The organism is Tianweitania sediminis (genome assembly GCF_017813335.1).
In the GTDB taxonomy this organism is placed as follows: domain Bacteria; phylum Pseudomonadota; class Alphaproteobacteria; order Rhizobiales; family Rhizobiaceae; genus Tianweitania; species Tianweitania sediminis.
The window spans coordinates 222,868-239,540 of sequence record NZ_JAGIYY010000004.1; the positions used below are offsets into that span (position 1 = coordinate 222,868).

Annotated in this window: 15 protein-coding genes; 9 read left to right on the top strand and 6 right to left on the bottom strand. The window is 61.8% G+C overall.

What is annotated here, in order from left to right; genetic code table 11:
* Positions 1–106 precede the first annotated feature (106 nt).
* From cckA to alaS, 5 genes are all read left to right on the top strand, one after another.
* Entirely contained in the window at positions 107–2,707 is a 2,601-nt protein-coding gene (cckA, locus tag J5Y06_RS14025) for a cell cycle histidine kinase CckA (RefSeq protein WP_209335801.1), read from the top strand.
* A 75-nt stretch (positions 2,708–2,782) separates the two neighbouring features.
* Positions 2,783–2,977, top strand: a complete 195-nt coding sequence (locus tag J5Y06_RS14030) for a hypothetical protein (RefSeq protein WP_209335802.1) — start codon at positions 2,783–2,785, stop codon at positions 2,975–2,977.
* Between the two features lie 101 nt (positions 2,978–3,078).
* Positions 3,079–3,726, top strand: a complete 648-nt coding sequence (locus J5Y06_RS14035) for a YiaD family glycine zipper/OmpA-like lipoprotein (protein ID WP_209335803.1) — start codon at positions 3,079–3,081, stop codon at positions 3,724–3,726.
* A gap of 308 nt (positions 3,727–4,034) precedes the next feature.
* Complete coding sequence (gene recA, locus J5Y06_RS14040; RefSeq protein WP_209335804.1) at positions 4,035–5,135, top strand: recombinase RecA; 1,101 nt, start codon at positions 4,035–4,037, stop codon at positions 5,133–5,135.
* 150 nt (positions 5,136–5,285) lie between these two features.
* Positions 5,286–7,952 carry an alanine--tRNA ligase gene (alaS, locus tag J5Y06_RS14045; protein WP_209335805.1) on the top strand — a complete coding sequence of 889 codons (2,667 nt, stop codon included), beginning with the start codon at positions 5,286–5,288 and terminating at the stop codon, positions 7,950–7,952.
* A 48-nt stretch (positions 7,953–8,000) separates the two neighbouring features.
* On the opposite strand, the gene J5Y06_RS14050 is transcribed toward alaS, so the two are convergent.
* The 4 genes from J5Y06_RS14050 to J5Y06_RS14065 form a co-directional block, all read right to left on the bottom strand.
* Positions 8,001–8,366 carry a PRC-barrel domain-containing protein gene (locus J5Y06_RS14050; protein ID WP_209335806.1) on the bottom strand — a complete coding sequence of 122 codons (366 nt, stop codon included), beginning with the start codon at positions 8,364–8,366 and terminating at the stop codon, positions 8,001–8,003.
* A gap of 110 nt (positions 8,367–8,476) precedes the next feature.
* On the bottom strand, positions 8,477–9,094 hold the full coding sequence (locus J5Y06_RS14055) for a glutathione S-transferase family protein (protein ID WP_209335807.1): 618 nt from the start codon (positions 9,092–9,094) through the stop codon (positions 8,477–8,479).
* Positions 9,095–9,154: 60 nt separating this feature from the next.
* Positions 9,155–9,775, bottom strand: a complete 621-nt coding sequence (locus tag J5Y06_RS14060) for a glutathione S-transferase family protein (protein ID WP_209335808.1) — start codon at positions 9,773–9,775, stop codon at positions 9,155–9,157.
* A 38-nt stretch (positions 9,776–9,813) separates the two neighbouring features.
* The gene (locus J5Y06_RS14065; RefSeq protein WP_209335809.1) at positions 9,814–11,028 is read right to left on the bottom strand and encodes an NADP-dependent isocitrate dehydrogenase; all 1,215 of its coding nucleotides are present in this window, start codon (positions 11,026–11,028) and stop codon (positions 9,814–9,816) included.
* A 143-nt stretch (positions 11,029–11,171) separates the two neighbouring features.
* Between J5Y06_RS14065 and J5Y06_RS14070 the strand changes: the two genes are divergently transcribed.
* Together J5Y06_RS14070 and murI are read left to right on the top strand one after the other, a co-directional pair.
* Positions 11,172–12,020, top strand: a complete 849-nt coding sequence (locus J5Y06_RS14070; protein WP_209335810.1) for an RNA methyltransferase — start codon at positions 11,172–11,174, stop codon at positions 12,018–12,020.
* Positions 12,017–12,832 (top strand): glutamate racemase, encoded by an 816-nt coding sequence (gene murI, locus J5Y06_RS14075; protein WP_209335811.1) that lies wholly within the window; start codon positions 12,017–12,019, stop codon positions 12,830–12,832. The genes J5Y06_RS14070 and murI overlap by 4 nt, the downstream gene beginning before the upstream one ends.
* Before the next feature lie 19 nt (positions 12,833–12,851).
* Here the strand turns inward: murI and J5Y06_RS14080 are convergent, their stop codons facing one another.
* Entirely contained in the window at positions 12,852–13,499 is a 648-nt protein-coding gene (locus tag J5Y06_RS14080; RefSeq protein ID WP_209335812.1) for a class I SAM-dependent methyltransferase, read from the bottom strand.
* A gap of 295 nt (positions 13,500–13,794) precedes the next feature.
* Between J5Y06_RS14080 and rpsD the strand changes: the two genes are divergently transcribed.
* On the top strand, positions 13,795–14,412 hold the full coding sequence (gene rpsD / locus J5Y06_RS14085; protein ID WP_209335813.1) for a 30S ribosomal protein S4: 618 nt from the start codon (positions 13,795–13,797) through the stop codon (positions 14,410–14,412).
* Between the two features lie 120 nt (positions 14,413–14,532).
* Entirely contained in the window at positions 14,533–15,399 is an 867-nt protein-coding gene (gene ttcA, locus J5Y06_RS14090) for a tRNA 2-thiocytidine(32) synthetase TtcA (RefSeq protein ID WP_209335814.1), read from the top strand.
* On the opposite strand, the gene J5Y06_RS14095 is transcribed toward ttcA, so the two are convergent.
* Positions 15,393–16,616 carry a multidrug effflux MFS transporter gene (locus tag J5Y06_RS14095; protein WP_209335971.1) on the bottom strand — a complete coding sequence of 408 codons (1,224 nt, stop codon included), beginning with the start codon at positions 16,614–16,616 and terminating at the stop codon, positions 15,393–15,395. The two genes, ttcA and J5Y06_RS14095, sit on opposite strands and share 7 nt — an antisense overlap.
* Between the last annotated feature and the right edge of the window lie 57 nt (positions 16,617–16,673).

The following is a 16,673-nucleotide window of genomic DNA, read 5'->3' on the forward strand; positions in this document are numbered from 1 at the left end:
ATCCGGCAAGCGCGGCGCTCCGCGCGGGATCAACTCGGGTGCGACACCTTTCCGCTCCGACCGGAATGTGATTCAACAAACCGGGGCAGGGAATCGGACAGCAGGCATGGCCAGGGATCTGAATGGAGCGGGGTCTTCCGCGCCGGTCGTGGATCAAAACACGCGGCCGGGCACGGTCACGCGCCTTTTGATCTTCACCATCGTGCTGATCATCGCGGCAATCCTCTTTACGCTTTTCCGCGAACGGCTGGGCGATCCGTTCCTTTTGGGGATGCTCGGCATCCTGGCGATGATCGGCGTGGGATATCTTTTCGCCACCGCAATCGGCTTCGTCCAGATTGCGCCACGTTCGAGTTCCGACGACCTGTCCAAGGCGTTCGTCGATACGATGCGGCAGGGGCTGCTTGTTACCGATGCTAAAGGTCGCGTGCTTTACGCGAACCGCGCTTATGCAGACATGACGGGCGCCACCTCCGCCGCAGACATCAAGACGGTGGAAAGCCTGCTGTCCGACGTTCAGGATGCATCCCCCACCATTTACCGGCTGGCGTCCGGTTTGCGCAACGGACGCGACGGTGACGGCGAGTTCCGGATGCCCAAGGCCATTCACCCCACCGGCGGGGAAGGTGCGCGCTGGTATCGGCTGGTTGCGCGCAGCTTCGTTTCGCCGGGCGAGCGTCAGCCGCTCAACGCCTGGCAGCTGGCGGATATCTCCGCCGAGCGCGCCGAGCAGGAGCGCTTCTTTCTCGACCTGCAAAAGGCCATCGACCACCTGGATCACGCGCCAGCCGGCTTTTTTGCCGCGGATCCCGATGGCGGCGTGACTTACATCAACGCGACGCTTGCGGAATGGCTCGGCGTCGATCTTGCGAACTTTACGCCGGGATCGCTCACCCTGCGCGAAATCGTGGCCGGTGACGGCATGGCCCTGATCCGCTCCGTGAAGGCTGACCCCGGCACCACGCGCAACGCCGTGATCGATCTCGATCTTGCAACCACAACGGGCGAAGCCTTGCCCGTTCGCTTCATGCACCGGGTTTCGGCCACGCGCGATGGGGTTCCCGCTGCCTCCCGAACCATTGTCCTCAACCGCACGCAAGGCGAGGATTCGTCCGCCGACCTCCGCGCGTCTGAAGTCCGCTTCACCCGCTTTTTCAATTCCACGCCCATGGCGATTGCAGGTGTTGATGCACAGGGCCGTATCCTGCGCACCAACGCACCGTTCCTTTTGCTGTTCGCCACCGTGGTCGACCGGGACGCGGTAGATCGCAAGCTGCGCTTCGACAGTGTGATCCACGAGCGGGATCGCCCAGCCCTGCAGGCCGCCTTCGAGAAAGCGCGACAGCGGCAGGCGGATATCGCCCCGATCGACACCGTGCTGCCCAACAATGAAGAGCGGCACATGCGGGTTTATGTCAGCGCAGTTGCCGACCTGGGCGAAGGCGAAGAAGGCGCCGAAGAAGCGGCCATCGTTTACGTCGTGGAAACGACGGAGCAGAAGGCGCTCGAAAACCAGATGGCGCAAAGCCAAAAGATGCAGGCCGTGGGACAGCTTGCGGGCGGCATCGCGCACGACTTCAACAATGTGCTGACCGCCATCATCATGGCCTCAGACCTGCTTCTGACGAACCATCGTCCGTCGGATCCGTCCTTCCCTGACATCATGAACATCAAGCAGAATGCAAACCGGGCGGCTTCGTTGGTGCGCCAACTGCTTGCATTCTCGCGCAAGCAAACGCTGCGGCCCCAGGTCCTGAACCTGACCGACGTTCTGGCCGATCTGCGCATGCTCTTGGCGCGGCTCGTGGGCAACAAGGTGAAGCTGCAGATCGACCATGGTCGCGACCTGTGGCCAGTGCGCGCCGACATCGGCCAGTTCGAGCAGGTGATCGTCAATCTGGTGGTCAACGCGCGCGACGCCATGGCCGGCGGCGGCGAACTCACGGTGCGGACCCTCAATGTCCAGGCCGACGATGCCGACAGCTACGGATACCGCGAACTGGTGCCCGCCGATTACGTGGTGGTGGAAGTGCAGGACACCGGCAGCGGCATCGCGCCGGAAATCATGAAGAAGATTTTCGAGCCGTTCTTTACCACCAAGGGGGTGGGTGAAGGAACAGGCCTCGGCCTTTCCATGGTGTACGGCATCATCAAGCAGACCGGCGGCTACATCTTCTGCGACTCCGAAGTGGGCAAGGGAACGGTGTTCCGCATTTTCCTGCCGCGCCACGTGGCGGAAGTCCAACCTGCGCCCGCAGAGGATACGGCTGCCCCATCAGAGATCGCGCCGGTGGCGCCCGTGGCCGTGCAGCAGGATCTTTCCGGAACAGCGACCGTGCTTCTTGTGGAAGACGAAGATGCCGTGCGAATGGGCGGCATGCGGGTACTGACCTCGCGCGGCTACACGGTGCACGAAGCCTCCTCCGGCGTGGAAGCCCTGGAGATCTTCGAGCAGCTCGACGGCAAGATCGACATTGTGGTGTCGGACGTGGTGATGCCCGAAATGGATGGTCCGACGCTGCTGGGCGAACTGCGCAAGCGTCAGCCGGACATCAAGTTCGTGTTCGTGTCGGGCTACGCCGAGGATGCCTTTGCGCGCAACCTGCCAGCCGACGCGCAGTTCGGCTTTCTGCCCAAGCCGTTTTCACTGAAGCAACTCGCATCAACGGTAAAGGAGGTTCTGGAAGGAGCCCCTGCGAACAAGTAGGCGCAGTGCGGGCCTCGTCGGAACCGAGCCTTGGGGAGAGCGTTTCCCAAGCGATGTAACCAGCGGAGACGCGCCATGAATTCGAACCCCCAGGACAAGGCACATGCGGCCGAATCACCGGCGGTAAAGTCGCTCGAGCAGGAGAAATCCGACAAGGCGCGTGTGGACAAAAGGGGGTCCCTGACGGAAGCGGTTGAAGAAACCTTCCCGGCCAGTGACCCGGTTTCCGCCTCCAACCCCACCAAGCCCGGCGCGCCCGAGGACGAATAACCAACCGCGATCCACCTTTCGCCGCATTCTGTGTTAAGAGCGGCCGGCTTGCCGAAGCCGGCCGCTTCGGCGTTTCAGGACCGAAAAAGGGGGATCCATTTATGCGCGTCATCGTCGCCACTGCAATCACGGGAGCGCTGCTCGTCGGCGCTTGCACCACCGACCCTTACACCGGCCAGCAGAAGATCTCGAACACGGCCGGAGGCGCAGCAATTGGCGCTGGTCTCGGCGCACTGGGCGGCATGCTTGTGGGTGGCGATGATCGCCGCAATGCGCTGATCGGCGCGGGCATCGGCGCCTTGGCCGGTGGAGCAGCTGGCGCTTACATGGACCGACAGGAAGCCGAGCTGCGCGCCCAGCTTCAGGGCACGGGCGTATCCGTGTCGCGCATGGGCGACCGCATTGTCCTCAACATGCCGTCCAACATCACTTTTGCGACCGATCAGGACGCGGTGATGCCGGGCTTCTATGGCACTCTCAACGCGGTGGCGCTTGTTCTGAAGAAGTACAACCAGACGATCGTGGACGTGAACGGCCACACCGACTCGCAAGGCAGCGACGCCTACAATTACGGTTTGTCGCAGCGTCGCGCGAGCTCGGTCGCCGATTACCTCAGCGCCCAAGGCGTAGACGGCCGCCGCTTTGCGGTCAACGGATATGGCGAAACGCAGCCGATCGCGTCCAACGCTTCCGAAGCCGGTCGTGCGCAGAACCGCCGCGTGGAAATCTACCTTACGCCCATCACCTGAGGTGGCTGCCCGCTCCTTCGGCCCGGCCACTGCCGCGCGTCTGCGGCGGTGGCTTTCCTTGGGAGGCAGAATCGCAACGCGGCTCCGGGGCCATCAAGTGCCGCGCGGTGGACCTGTCACAGTCCTTCCCTTGCGTCATACTATCGCCAGCATCGAAGAACGAAGGGAAAACATAGGACTAAATTCCGTTTGTAAACAGTCGCTTGTTGCCCCTTGTAAAATGAGAACAAAGGCAGTACATCTGTCCCGTGGGTAAGCCGGTCGATCCTCACTTTCGACCAAGATAAACGACCAAGGGGTGTTGTATCATGGCGCAGAATTCGTTGCGGCTAGTCGAGGAAAGTTCGGTGGATAAATCAAAGGCTCTGGATGCGGCGCTCTCACAGATCGAGCGTGCTTTCGGCAAGGGCTCGATCATGCGGCTCGGCAAGAACGAGCAGGTAGTCGAAATTGAAACCGTTTCCACCGGTTCGCTCAGCCTCGATATTGCGTTGGGCGTTGGCGGCTTGCCCAAGGGCCGCATCATCGAAATCTATGGCCCGGAAAGCTCGGGCAAGACCACCATGGCGCTCCACACGGTTGCGGAAGCACAGAAGAAGGGTGGCATCTGCGCCTTCGTGGATGCTGAGCATGCGCTTGATCCAGTTTATGCCCGTAAGCTCGGCGTGGATCTGGAAAACCTCCTGATCTCGCAGCCGGACACCGGTGAACAGGCGCTGGAAATCTGCGACACGCTGGTGCGCTCAGGTGCCATCGATGTTCTGGTGGTGGACTCCGTTGCAGCGCTGACCCCGCGGGCGGAAATCGAAGGTGAGATGGGCGACTCGTTGCCAGGCCTGCAGGCTCGCCTGATGAGCCAGGCGCTCCGCAAGCTGACAGCCTCCATCTCGCGCTCCAACACGATGGTGATCTTCATCAACCAGATCCGCATGAAGATCGGTGTGATGTTCGGCTCGCCGGAAACCACCACGGGCGGCAATGCGCTGAAGTTCTACGCCTCCGTGCGTCTCGACATCCGCCGCATCGGCTCGGTGAAGGATCGCGACGAGGTGGTGGGCAACCAGACCCGCGTGAAGGTGGTGAAGAACAAGCTGGCTCCGCCTTTCAAGCAGGTGGAGTTCGACATCATGTATGGCGAAGGCGTGTCGAAGACCGGCGAGCTGGTCGACCTTGGCGTCAAGGCTGGCGTGATCGAGAAATCGGGTGCCTGGTTCTCGTACAATTCGCAGCGCCTGGGGCAGGGGCGTGAAAATGCCAAGCTGTTCCTGCGCGAGCATCCGGAAGTCATGCGCGAGGTGGAACTCACCTTGCGGCAGAATGCGGGTTTGATCGCCGAGAAGTTCCTTGAAAATGGCGGTCCCGGCGGTTTGGACGGAGACGACGACGGCGACATCGCCGCGGAAGGCTGACATCAAAGGCGTCGGAGCGATCCGGCGCCTTTTCTCTGTTCTGGAAGGCGTGCAGGGGCGGGCCGCACGTTCTGGACACTGACCGCGGCTTGGCGCTAAAAGGCCGGTTCTCTAGGCCGCAGCCGCGGCACTCCTTCGAAGGCCGGAAGCATGAGCAGCGTCAACGACATACGGTCGACCTTTCTCGACTATTTTGCAGCCAACGGGCATCAGGTGGTTTCATCGAGTCCGCTCGTCCCGCGCAACGACCCGACGCTGATGTTCACCAATGCGGGCATGGTGCAGTTCAAGAACGTGTTTACCGGTCTTGAACAGCGGCCCTATACGCGCGCATCCACGGCCCAGAAGAGCGTGCGCGCCGGTGGCAAGCACAACGATCTCGACAATGTCGGCTACACGGCTCGCCACCTGACCTTCTTCGAGATGCTGGGCAACTTTTCCTTCGGCGATTACTTCAAGGCCGAAGCGATCGAGCTTGCTTGGAACCTGATCACCCGGGAGTTCGCCCTTCCCAGGGATAAGCTGCTCGTCACGGTCTACCACACGGACGACGAAGCGGCCGCGCTTTGGAAGAAGATCGCCGGCTTTTCCGATGACAAGATCATCCGGATCGCCACGAGCGACAACTTCTGGGCCATGGGTGACACGGGACCCTGCGGACCGTGCTCGGAGATTTTCATCGACCGCGGCGAGCATATCTGGGGCGGTCCTCCCGGCAGCCCGGAAGAAGACGGCGACCGGTTCCTGGAATTCTGGAACCTCGTCTTCATGCAATACGAACAGGTCACCAAGGAGGAGCGGGTCGACCTGCCGCGGCCGTCGATCGACACCGGCATGGGTCTGGAGCGCATGGCTTCCATCCTGCAGGGCGTGGAAAGCGTCTTCGAAACGGATCTGTTTCGGCATCTGATCGATGCCATTGCGTCGGCACTCGGCAAGGGCACCACGCCGGAAACGATTGCATCCTACCGGGTCATTGCCGATCACCTGCGCTCGTCCTGCTTCCTTATTGCCGACGGTGTTCTGCCGTCCAACGAAGGCCGCGGCTACGTCCTGCGCCGCATCATGCGGCGCGCAATGCGCCACGCCCAGCTGCTCGGGGCATCCGACACGGTGATGTGGAAGCTTGTGCCGGCGCTGGTGCGCGAAATGGGCCAGGCCTATCCGGAGCTGGTTCGCGGCCAGGCGCTCATAACTGAAACGCTGAAGCTTGAAGAAAGCCGGTTTCGCAAGACACTGGCACGCGGGCTCACCCTGCTGTCGGAAGCAACGGAGGACTTGGGCGAGGGCGGCACGCTCGACGGCGAAACCGCGTTCAAGCTCTACGACACGTTCGGCTTCCCGCTCGATCTCACGCAGGATGCCCTCCGCCAGCGTGGCATCGGGGTGGACGTGGCGGCCTTCGATACGGCAATGCAGCGTCAAAAGGCAGAAGCCCGCGCCAACTGGTCCGGCTCGGGCGACGCGGCAACGGAAACCGTCTGGTTTGCCGTGCGGGATCGCGTGGGCGCCACGGAGTTCCTTGGCTACGACACCGAACAGGCGGAGGGGGTCGTCACCGCGCTTGTGCGCGAGAACGCCGAGATTGACGAGGCTTCAGAGCGCGAAACGGTGCTGGTTGTGGTGAACCAGACCCCGTTTTATGGCGAGTCCGGGGGGCAGGTCGGCGACACGGGTACGATGACCGGCGAGGGCTTCAAGCTCGAAATCACCGACACGCAAAAAAAGGGCGACGGCATCTTCGTTCACGCTGCCAAAGTCGTGTCAGGTTTGGTGCGCACTGGGATGGCCGTGGAGATGACGGTCGATCATGCGCGCCGCACGAGGCTGCGCGCGAACCATTCGGCCACCCACCTCATCCATGAAGCGTTGCGCGAGGTGCTTGGCACCCACGTCGCGCAGAAGGGATCGCTTGTGGCGCCGGAGCGGCTGCGCTTCGACATCTCCCATCCGAAGCCGATGTCGCCGGCGGAACTGGAAGACGTGGAACGCATGGCGAATGCGATTGTCGTCCAGAACAGCCCCGTGACCACTCGCTTGATGGCCGTGGATGATGCCATCGCGGAAGGCGCCATGGCCCTGTTCGGCGAAAAATATGGCGACGAGGTTCGTGTGGTGTCGATGGGAACCGCCACGGATGGCGAACGGGCCGGCAAGGCCTATTCCACTGAGTTGTGTGGCGGCACGCATGTCACGGCAACAGGCGACATTGGCCTGATTCGCTTGCTTGCTGACACGGCCGTGGCGGCTGGCGTGCGACGCATCGAGGCTGTCACCGGCGATGCGGCCCGTCGCCACTTGGACGAACAGGACCGTCGCTTGAAGGCGGTTGCCACGGCGCTCAAGGTGGCGCCGGCCGACGCGCCTGCCCGGGTGGAAGCGCTTGTGGAAGAGCGCCGCAAGCTCGAGCGCGAATTGGCGGATGCCCGGCGCAAGCTGGCCCTGGGTGGCGGAAACAGCGAAGCGGGCGGCGGAGCGAACAGCGAAACCGTCGCGGGCATCACCTTTGTGGGGCGCTCCGTCACGGGCGTCGCTCCAAAGGACCTGAAGCCTCTCGTCGATGATGCTAAGGGCCAGATCGGGTCTGGCATCGTGGTGTTCATCGGCGTCGGTGAAGACAACAAGGCGAGCGCCGTGGTCGGGGTGACGCCGGACCTCGTTGGCCGCTTTTCGGCTGTGGATCTTGTTCGGGTGGCTTCCGGGGCGCTTGGCGGCCAAGGCGGAGGCGGGCGGCCCGACATGGCCCAGGCCGGCGGGCCGGACGGCAGCCGGGCAGGCGAAGCAATTGCTGCCGTTAGGGCTGCGCTTGCAGCCTGATCGTAAAAGGGGTGGCCGGCGGCATCTCGCCAGCCACCTTGCTGTTCCTCAGTCGTCGTAGGTCTGGAACCCCTCAACCGCGGCGGCATCGGCGTTCAGCACCAGCCGGTCGCCGTTCATGGAAAAGCGGTCGAGCGGCACAACCACATCGTCCCGGTCCGGGTAGCCGGCTTCGCCGTCAAACTCCACAACAAGGGCAGTCGGCGTGGTCTCGTTGGTACCGATCACCTTTTCAACTTCGCCGATCTCCTGCCCGGCGCTGTTGTGAATGTCCATGTCATCAAGGTCGTCCGCTTCCACGTTGAACGGTGCGACCATCACGTCGTCGTCGATCTCGACCCAGCTTGTTTGCGCAAAGGCAGGCAGGGACAGGCCGACAAAGGCTGCGGCGAGGAGGATCGGCGTTTTGGTCATGAAGAAGTCTCCCTTGTTCAGTGAGACCTGAAATATGGGCCGATCAGCCTTGGCGTCAGCCCTGCTCCTGTTCACAGACGCGTCAGCAACGATGTGCCGCCGAATGTGGCCTACGGCTGGGCTGGCATGGCGGCATCGTCGAGTTCGTTTGCGCGCTTGAAGGCCAGCCTTTCCTTCAGGCGTTCATGGTAGGCGACAAACGCCGGTCGCTTTTCAAACGAGCCAAAGGACAGGCCGAAGCCGATATGGGAGCCAAGGTAAACATCGGCTGCCGTGAAGCGATCCCCCGCGATGAAGGACCTGCCTTCCACCGCCTTTTCGAGCGTGTCGATGACTTCCTCGTAGCTGCCATAGCCGACAAAGCCACGTTTCTCGTCCGGCACCTGCACGCCGAGCGACCGGTTGGTCACGGCTGATTCCAGCGGTCCCGCAGCAAAGAACATCCAGCGATAATAGTCGGCGCGGTCGGCGGGCTCCGGCGCGAGGCCGGCTTCGGGAAAGGCGTCGGCGAGATAGGCGCAGATTGCCGCGCATTCGGTGATCACCTTGCTGCCGTGAACAACGGCCGGGACTTTTCCCATCGGGTTGATGCTGCGATACTCGCCCTTCATCGGCGCTCCGTACTGCACGAGGTGCGTGTCGTAGGGTTCGCCGACCTCTTCCAGCATCCATCGGGCGATGCGGCCGCGGGACATCGGGTTCGTGTAGAGGGTGATCTTATCCATCATATTCTCCGGCTGCGACTCATGAATGAAGCTTAGACTACCAGAGGGAAGGACAAAGACGCGTCAGGAGCTTAAGCTGCGGAAGCTCTCCCGGTGTTTCAAACGAGCCCACCATTTTTCCAGCAGAGGCACCTCTTGAAGCAAAGCAGCGCCTTCAGGCGCGCGCTTGAAATATTCCAGCATTGGTCCGGCGTGGAGGTCGGCGAGTGTCAGCTGGTTTCCAAGCATCCAAGGTCCTTCCCTTTTCAGGCGGGACAAAGTTCCCAGGACAAGACGGGCTCGCGGCAAGGCGGCTGCTATCCGCTCTTCGTTGGAAGGGCTGCGCTCACAGCGCTCGACGAAAACATCCCAAACCAAGGAAGGATAGGCATAAGCATCGAGTAGCCCAATGATCTGGTTCATCACGGCTCGCGCGACCGGCTCGTCGGGCTGGAGAGGCGTTCCTTCGAATGCCTCATCCACATAGCGCGTGATTGCAGACGTCTCGAAGAGTGTCAGCGCTCCATGTTGGAAGGATGGTATTTTGCCGAACGGGTGGAGCGTTGCATACCAGTCTGGAGCACCATCTTCGGCGAAGATGTCGATCGGCACTAGCTCGTATCCGACCTTCTTTTCGGCCAGCACCAACTGCGCAATTCGAACATAGACGCTGTACTTCGCACCAAAAAGGCGCGGTGTTTCCACCGCGCCTTTTGCTGTTTTCGGCTGTTTCGCGAAGGGGCTCAGGCGCCCATCGCCTTCTGGAGGTTCTCGTCAACCTTGTCGAGGAATCCGGTGGTGGAGAGCCACGGCTGGTCTGGACCGATCAGGAGCGAAAGGTCCTTCGTCATGTGGCCGCTTTCAACCGTTTGCACGCAGACCCGTTCCAGCGTGTCGGCAAAGCGGGCGAGGTCCGCATTGTCATCGAGCTTCGCGCGATGCGCGAGGCCCCGGGTCCAGGCAAAGATGGACGCGATGGAGTTGGTGGAAGTCTCCTGGCCCTTCTGGTGCTGGCGGTAGTGACGGGTCACCGTGCCGTGGGCGGCTTCCGCTTCCACCGTCTTGCCATCGGGCGTCATCAGAACGGAGGTCATGAGACCGAGCGAGCCGAAGCCCTGTGCAACCGTGTCGGACTGCACGTCGCCGTCATAGTTCTTACAGGCCCAAACATAGCCGCCTGACCACTTCAGCGCCGAGGCGACCATGTCGTCGATCAGGCGGTGCTCGTAGGTTATCTTCTTTTCCTTGAACTGCGCCTCGAATTCCTGCTCGTAGACTTCCTGGAAGATGTCCTTGAAGCGGCCGTCATAAGCCTTGAGGATCGTGTTCTTGGTGGACAGGTACACTGGGTAGCCGCGCAGCAGGCCGTAGTTCAGCGAGGCGCGGGCGAATTCGCGGATCGACTCATCGAGGTTGTACATCGCCATCGCGACGCCAGAACCCGGTGCCTGGAACACTTCGTGCTCGATGTTCTGGCCGTCTTCGCCTACGAACTTGATGGTCAGCTTGCCCTTGCCGGGAAAGCGGAAGTCGGTTGCGCGATATTGGTCGCCGAAAGCGTGACGGCCGACGATGATCGGCTGCGTCCAGCCTGGAACCAGGCGCGGGACGTTCTTCATGATGATCGGCTCGCGGAAGATCACGCCGCCAAGAATGTTGCGGATCGTGCCGTTGGGCGACTTCCACATCTTCTTGAGGTTGAATTCCTCGACGCGCTGCTCGTCCGGCGTGATGGTGGCGCATTTCACGCCCACGCCGTGCTTGGCGATCGCGTTGGCCGAGTCGATCGTTACCTGGTCATCGGTGGCGTCGCGGTTTTCGACGCTGAGATCATAATAGTCGAGCGGAATGTCGAGGTAAGGGTGGATCAGCTTGTCCTTGATCAGCTGCCAGATGATGCGGGTCATCTCGTCGCCGTCGAGTTCGACAACCGGATTCGCTACTTTGATCTTCGTCATGAAAAGCCTCGTCTTTGGGCAGGAAGGGCGGGTCCGTAGGGAGTGCGGCCCCTATAGCATTCGCTTCCGGCAAGGCAAAGGCGAGCGACGTTTCGTGCAGCGTTTCCTCCGCAGGCAAAACATGGCACAGGACATCGTCTTCCATGTCGAGCGAGCAGAATGAAGTGAACGGCCCCGCGATCATCCTGGTCGAGCCGCAGATGGGCGAGAACATCGGCATGGTTGCGCGCGCCATGGCGAATTTCGGCCTGAGCGAGTTGCGTCTTGTTGCGCCGCGTGACGGTTGGCCCAACGAAGCGGCGCGCGCAACCGCCGCCAAGGCCGATCATGTGATCGACCAGGCCACGGTGTTTCCGACGCTTGAAGAGGCGATTGCTGATCTCACCTACGTGCTCGCAACCACGGCGCGCCAGCGCGATGGCTTCAAGCCGGTGCTGGCGCCGGTTGAAGCGGCTCCTGTCTTGCGGGCGCGGGAGACAGCGGACGAGCGCACAGGCATTCTGTTTGGCCGCGAGCGCTTTGGCCTGTCCAATGAAGAAGTAGGGCGCGCCGATGCGATCGTCACGTTCCCGATCGACCCCGCTTTTGCTTCGCTCAACATCGCGCAGGCCGTTCTTCTGATGGCCTACGAATGGATGAAGTCGGGCCTTGCCACCGAAGCTGACACGCCGTTCCGCGGACCCGACATCACCCCTGCGCCCCGCGAAGAGCTGCATGGCCTTCTCGACCATCTGGAAACGGCATTGGCCGCACGTGGCTATTTCCGGCCGGAAGCAAAAAAGGAAAAGATGGTGGACCGGCTGCGCGCCGTGCTCACGCGTCCGGGCTTCACGCTTGGCGAGATCAAGGTTCTGCGGGGCATCGTGTCGTCGCTCGATTACTTCTCGCCCAGTGAGCCGCGCGGCGTCGGCTATCCGGAGCGCAAGCAGGCGGCAGATACGCCTCGCATGCAAAGGCAGCCGCGGCTCGCCCCCAAGGGCGACGACGCATGAGCGAGCGTCCGATCCTCATGTTCGATTCCGGTGTCGGCGGGCTGACCGTGCTGCGCGAAGCCCGTGTCCTCATGCCGGATCGACGCTTCGTTTACGTGGCCGATGACGCGGCCTTTCCTTACGGCGACTGGGAAGAAGCAGCGCTGGACGCCCGGATTGTCTCCCTGTTTGGTGACCTTCTCGACCGTTTCACGCCCGAACTGGTGGTGATCCCGTGCAATACGGCGTCGACGCTTTCGCTCGGCAGCCTGCGTGCCGCTTACCCCGACACGCCGTTCGTAGGCACAGTGCCAGCCATCAAGCCGGCGGCCGAGCGCACCCGCTCCGGCCTAGTATCCGTTCTCGCTACCCCCGGCACCGTGAAGCGGCAATACACCCGCGACCTGATCACCCAATGGGCGCAGAAATGTCATGTGCGCCTGGTCGGAAGCACCCAGCTGGCGCGGTTGGCTGAAACCTACATGCGCGATGGTTTTGTTGACGAGGAAGCCGTCAAGAACGAGATCATGCCCTGTTTTCTCGAACAGGATGGCAAGCGCACGGACATCGTTGTGCTCGCATGCACCCATTATCCATTTTTGGCAAACCGCATGCGCAAGGTAGCACCCTGGCCGGTGGACTGGCTCGACCCGGCCGAAGCAATTGCGCGACGCGCGATGACCCTGCTCGACAAGAATGGCGCAGAGAACGCGAGAACTGACGATGCGCCGGACGTCGCAACCTTCACGAGCGGCAAGGTCAGTGCGGCGTCCAAGCGCCTGCTTCAGGGGTTCGGCCTGACGCTTGCGGAGGACGTCCGCGTTTCGGGTTGAGGATCAGTCGAAGGCCGGGCTAAGCGGCCTTTCGAGACTGTCTTGCCGCAAACCTTGCGTTCTTTCGCACCGTCGCGACGAAGTGGAGCTGCCGGTCGAACATCGCACCAAATGGCGCAGGATAGATGTTGAGCTGCGGGTCGAGGCGGGTGCTTTCCACACCGATGGCGTCGAAGATCGCGTGCCATTCGCGTCTGGACAGGTAGTTGTAGGGCAGGCGGACATCATGGCCGCGGTTGCCCACCCAGTCCATGAAGCGCAGCGTCTTGTCTGCCAAGAGGCCGTCGCGAAAATGATCCTTGATCACCACGCCGCGCCTTGCCACCCGCGCGCATTCCTTCAGAACGGCCGCCGGAGTGTCGGTGTGGTGGAGCACGTCCACGATGGTCACCCAGTCAAATGCGTCATCCGCGTACGGGATAGTGACACCATCATAAACCTCCGCCGGAATGGCAACGCTCGGACGCAGGAAGACATCGATGCCGGAAAATGTCAGATCCGGCTTCATTTCCATCACGGCACGCGCGAGCGTTCCGTCGCCGCAGCCCACGTCGAGCACGCGGCCGTCCTCCAGGTGGTTGGCGAGATGGCCGGCGAGAACACGGATCCGCCGGTTGAACACGGCTGCCGCATGCACGGAGTTGAGCGCCTGCTTCGCTATTGCCATGGGTTCTGCTCCCGAAAGCTGCTTGATCCTTGCGCCCACGCTACCGCAGCGGCAATGAAGGAAAGGTTTGCAGCGTTGCGACCTGTCCGGCCGAGCTGTTGACTTCAACCGGCTAAGCGACTAATCACGCGCCAACGCCGGGCAGAGATGCTCGGTGTTTTATTTGACGTGTCCCGTGGACCTCTTCACCGCAGTGCGTGAAGGGTCCTGTCGAACTGCCGCAGGCGGTTAGAGGAGGGCGCGTTTCCTTGACCTGTTGCGTGAGCAGCGGGTTCTAACCTGTTGAGGAAATGCGATGAGCAAGCGCGAATCCGCGAAGTATAAGATTGACCGCCGTTTGGGTGAAAATCTTTGGGGTCGCCCGAAGTCCCCGGTCAACAAGCGTGAATATGGTCCCGGTCAGCATGGCCAGCGCCGCAAGGGCAAGATCTCCGATTTCGGTCTTCAGCTGCGCGCCAAGCAGAAGCTGAAGGGCTACTACGGCGACATCTCAGAGAAGCAGTTCCGCAAGACCTACGAGGAAGCCAACCGCCGCAAGGGCGATACCTCGGAAAACCTGATCGGCCTTCTCGAGTCGCGTCTCGATGCGATCGTATTCCGGTCGAAGTTCGTTCCGACCATCTGGGCTGCCCGCCAGTTCATCAACCACGGCCACGTGAAGGTGAATGGCGTTCGCGTCAACATCGGTTCCTATCGCTGCAATGCCGGCGACGTCATCGAAGTTCGCGAAAAGTCGAAGCAAATGGTGATGGTTCTTGAGGCCGTGCAGCTCGCCGAGCGCGACGTGCCGGATTACATCGAAGCCGATCACAACAAGATGGTGGCGACTTACCAGCGCGTTCCGGGCCTGGGCGACGTTCCTTTCGCCGTTCAGATGGAACCGAACCTGGTGGTCGAGTTCTATTCCCGCTAAAACGCGACGGCATCTTGCCGTTGCAGGCTTGGGCCGCGCTTTCCAGCGCGGCCTTTGTGCTTTAGGGGCTTGGGCGACCGTTTCATCGTCGTCGCCAACGATGCTCAAGGGGAAGCCCGGATGAACCTTCATGTCGCGCCAGATCCAGCCGTGTCGTTTGACGACGCCGCCTGCCATCCAATGTTCCGCGACGTGCCGGGATCCGTCGGTTTCAACAAGCTCCGCAAGCGTTTGTTGCGCAATGTTCGCCAGGCACTTGAAGACTTTGCGATGGCGAAACCCGGCGACCGCTGGCTGGTCGCGTTATCCGGCGGCAAGGATTCCTATGGCCTCCTCGCCCTGCTTCTTGATCTGAAATGGCGCGGACTGCTGCCGGTCGAGCTTGTTGCATGCAACCTTGATCAGGGCCAGCCGAACTTCCCCAAGCACATCCTGCCGGACTACCTCGCCCACCATGGCGTTCCGCATCGGATTGAATACCAGGACACCTATTCGGTGGTGACGGACAAGCTGCCGGAAACGAGCACCTATTGCTCGCTCTGTTCACGGCTGCGCCGCGGCCACCTTTATCGGGTAGCGCGGGAGGAAGGCTGCCAGGCGCTGGTGCTTGGCCATCACCGCGAAGACATCCTTGAAACCTTTTTCCTGAACCTCTTTCATGGGGGCCGACTGGCTGCGATGCCGCCGAAGCTGCTCAACGACGAGGGCGACCTGCTGGTTCTGCGGCCGCTCAGCTACTGCGCCGAAAGCGATATGAGCAAGCTGGCGGAAGCCATGGCTTTCCCCATCATCCCTTGTGATCTTTGCGGCAGCCAGGACGGCCTTCAGCGCAACGCCATGAAGGCGATGCTGGCCGACATTGAGGCCCGGATGCCGGGGCGCAAGGACACCATGATCCGCGCGATGACGAATGTGCGGCCGAGCCATCTGCTCGACCGTAGCCTGTTTGATTTCGCCGCTTTGTCGCCCACCCAAGGGGGTCAGTGACCGCCCCCCACAACCGGCTCGATGGGTTGGCTGACGGTTCTGAACAGTTTGCCGCGTTCGGCGATCAGGACGAGGCAGAGCGCGATGACGCCAACGGTAAGGAAGCCGATGATCATCGGCTGAACCGTGCCGTCAAAAGCCTGGCCGATATAAGCCCCGATCAGCGCGCCTCCGAGCGTCGTCACGAAGCCCTGCACGGAAGAGGCCATGCCTGCGAGGTGGCCGAGCGGCTCCATCGCCAGGGCGCCGAAGTTGGAGCCGATCCAGCCGAACTGGAACATGCAGGCTCCAAAAAAGATCACGAACAGCCAAAGCGGCATCGGACCGGCGAGGGAGGCTAGGTACCAGAGGGCGCTGACAAGGACGAAGCCGCACAGCGCTCCATGCGACAAGCGGCGCATTCCTAGGTGACCCACGAGACGTGAATTGAGGAAGGACGAAACCGCCATCATTCCCGCGATTGCCGCAAACAACAGCGGGAACCACACGCCCAAACCATACACCCCAACATAGATCTGCTGCGCGGAGTTGATAAACCCGAACAGCGCGCCGAACACGAAGGTCGACGCCAGCGAGTACCAGAGGGACATGCGATTGGTGACCACGATGCGGAAGCCGCTGGTAATCGAGTTCAAGGTAAGGGCGCGGGTGTTTTCGGGGCGCAGTGTTTCGGGCAGGCGCGTTCCCAGCCAGAACAGCGCGGTCGCTCCAAGCACCGCCATGAACACGAAGATCATGTGCCAGTCGGCAAACAGCATCACGCCTTGTCCCAGACTCGGCGCAACCACCGGGATGACCATGAAGACCATGAAGATCAGCGACATGACTTCAGCCATGGCCCGTCCACCGAACACGTCGCGGACGATCGACACGACGATGACGCGTGTGGACGCGGCCCCAATGCCCTGAAGGACACGCAAAAGAAGCAGCGCTTCGAAAGTGGGCGCGAAGGCCGCGGCGAAGGCTGCCACGACATAGGTGGAGATCCCCAGCAACAGCGGAATCCTTCGGCCAAAGCGGTCGGAGATGGGGCCGAAGGCGAGCTGTGCCACGGCGAATCCGAGGAGATAGGCCGTGATTACGAACTGCCGGTTATTTTCGCTTTCAACGCCCAGGCTGGCGCCGATCTGCTGCAGACCGGGCAGCATGATGTCGATCGCCAGCGCGTTCAAAGCCATGATCGCCGCACAAAGGGCAATGAATTCCATTCGGCCGATGCGTCGCTTTCCGTCCTGCGCGACGTAAGCCGTTGCAGCCGCAACAGGTTGATCCAT

Coding starts and splice junctions, on each gene's coding strand:
- alaS (WP_209335805.1), top strand. CDS start 5,286: ATGAGCAGCGTCAACGACATACGGTCGACCTTTCTCGACTATTTTGCA.
- J5Y06_RS14080 (WP_209335812.1), bottom strand. CDS start 13,499: ATGGCAATAGCGAAGCAGGCGCTCAACTCCGTGCATGCGGCAGCCGTG.
- J5Y06_RS14055 (WP_209335807.1), bottom strand. CDS start 9,094: ATGATGGATAAGATCACCCTCTACACGAACCCGATGTCCCGCGGCCGC.
- J5Y06_RS14050 (WP_209335806.1), bottom strand. CDS start 8,366: ATGACCAAAACGCCGATCCTCCTCGCCGCAGCCTTTGTCGGCCTGTCC.
- J5Y06_RS14030 (WP_209335802.1), top strand. CDS start 2,783: ATGAATTCGAACCCCCAGGACAAGGCACATGCGGCCGAATCACCGGCG.
- J5Y06_RS14070 (WP_209335810.1), top strand. CDS start 11,172: ATGTCGAGCGAGCAGAATGAAGTGAACGGCCCCGCGATCATCCTGGTC.
- rpsD (WP_209335813.1), top strand. CDS start 13,795: ATGAGCAAGCGCGAATCCGCGAAGTATAAGATTGACCGCCGTTTGGGT.
- J5Y06_RS14035 (WP_209335803.1), top strand. CDS start 3,079: ATGCGCGTCATCGTCGCCACTGCAATCACGGGAGCGCTGCTCGTCGGC.
- J5Y06_RS14065 (WP_209335809.1), bottom strand. CDS start 11,028: ATGACGAAGATCAAAGTAGCGAATCCGGTTGTCGAACTCGACGGCGAC.
- ttcA (WP_209335814.1), top strand. CDS start 14,533: ATGAACCTTCATGTCGCGCCAGATCCAGCCGTGTCGTTTGACGACGCC.
- murI (WP_209335811.1), top strand. CDS start 12,017: ATGAGCGAGCGTCCGATCCTCATGTTCGATTCCGGTGTCGGCGGGCTG.
- recA (WP_209335804.1), top strand. CDS start 4,035: ATGGCGCAGAATTCGTTGCGGCTAGTCGAGGAAAGTTCGGTGGATAAA.
- cckA (WP_209335801.1), top strand. CDS start 107: ATGGCCAGGGATCTGAATGGAGCGGGGTCTTCCGCGCCGGTCGTGGAT.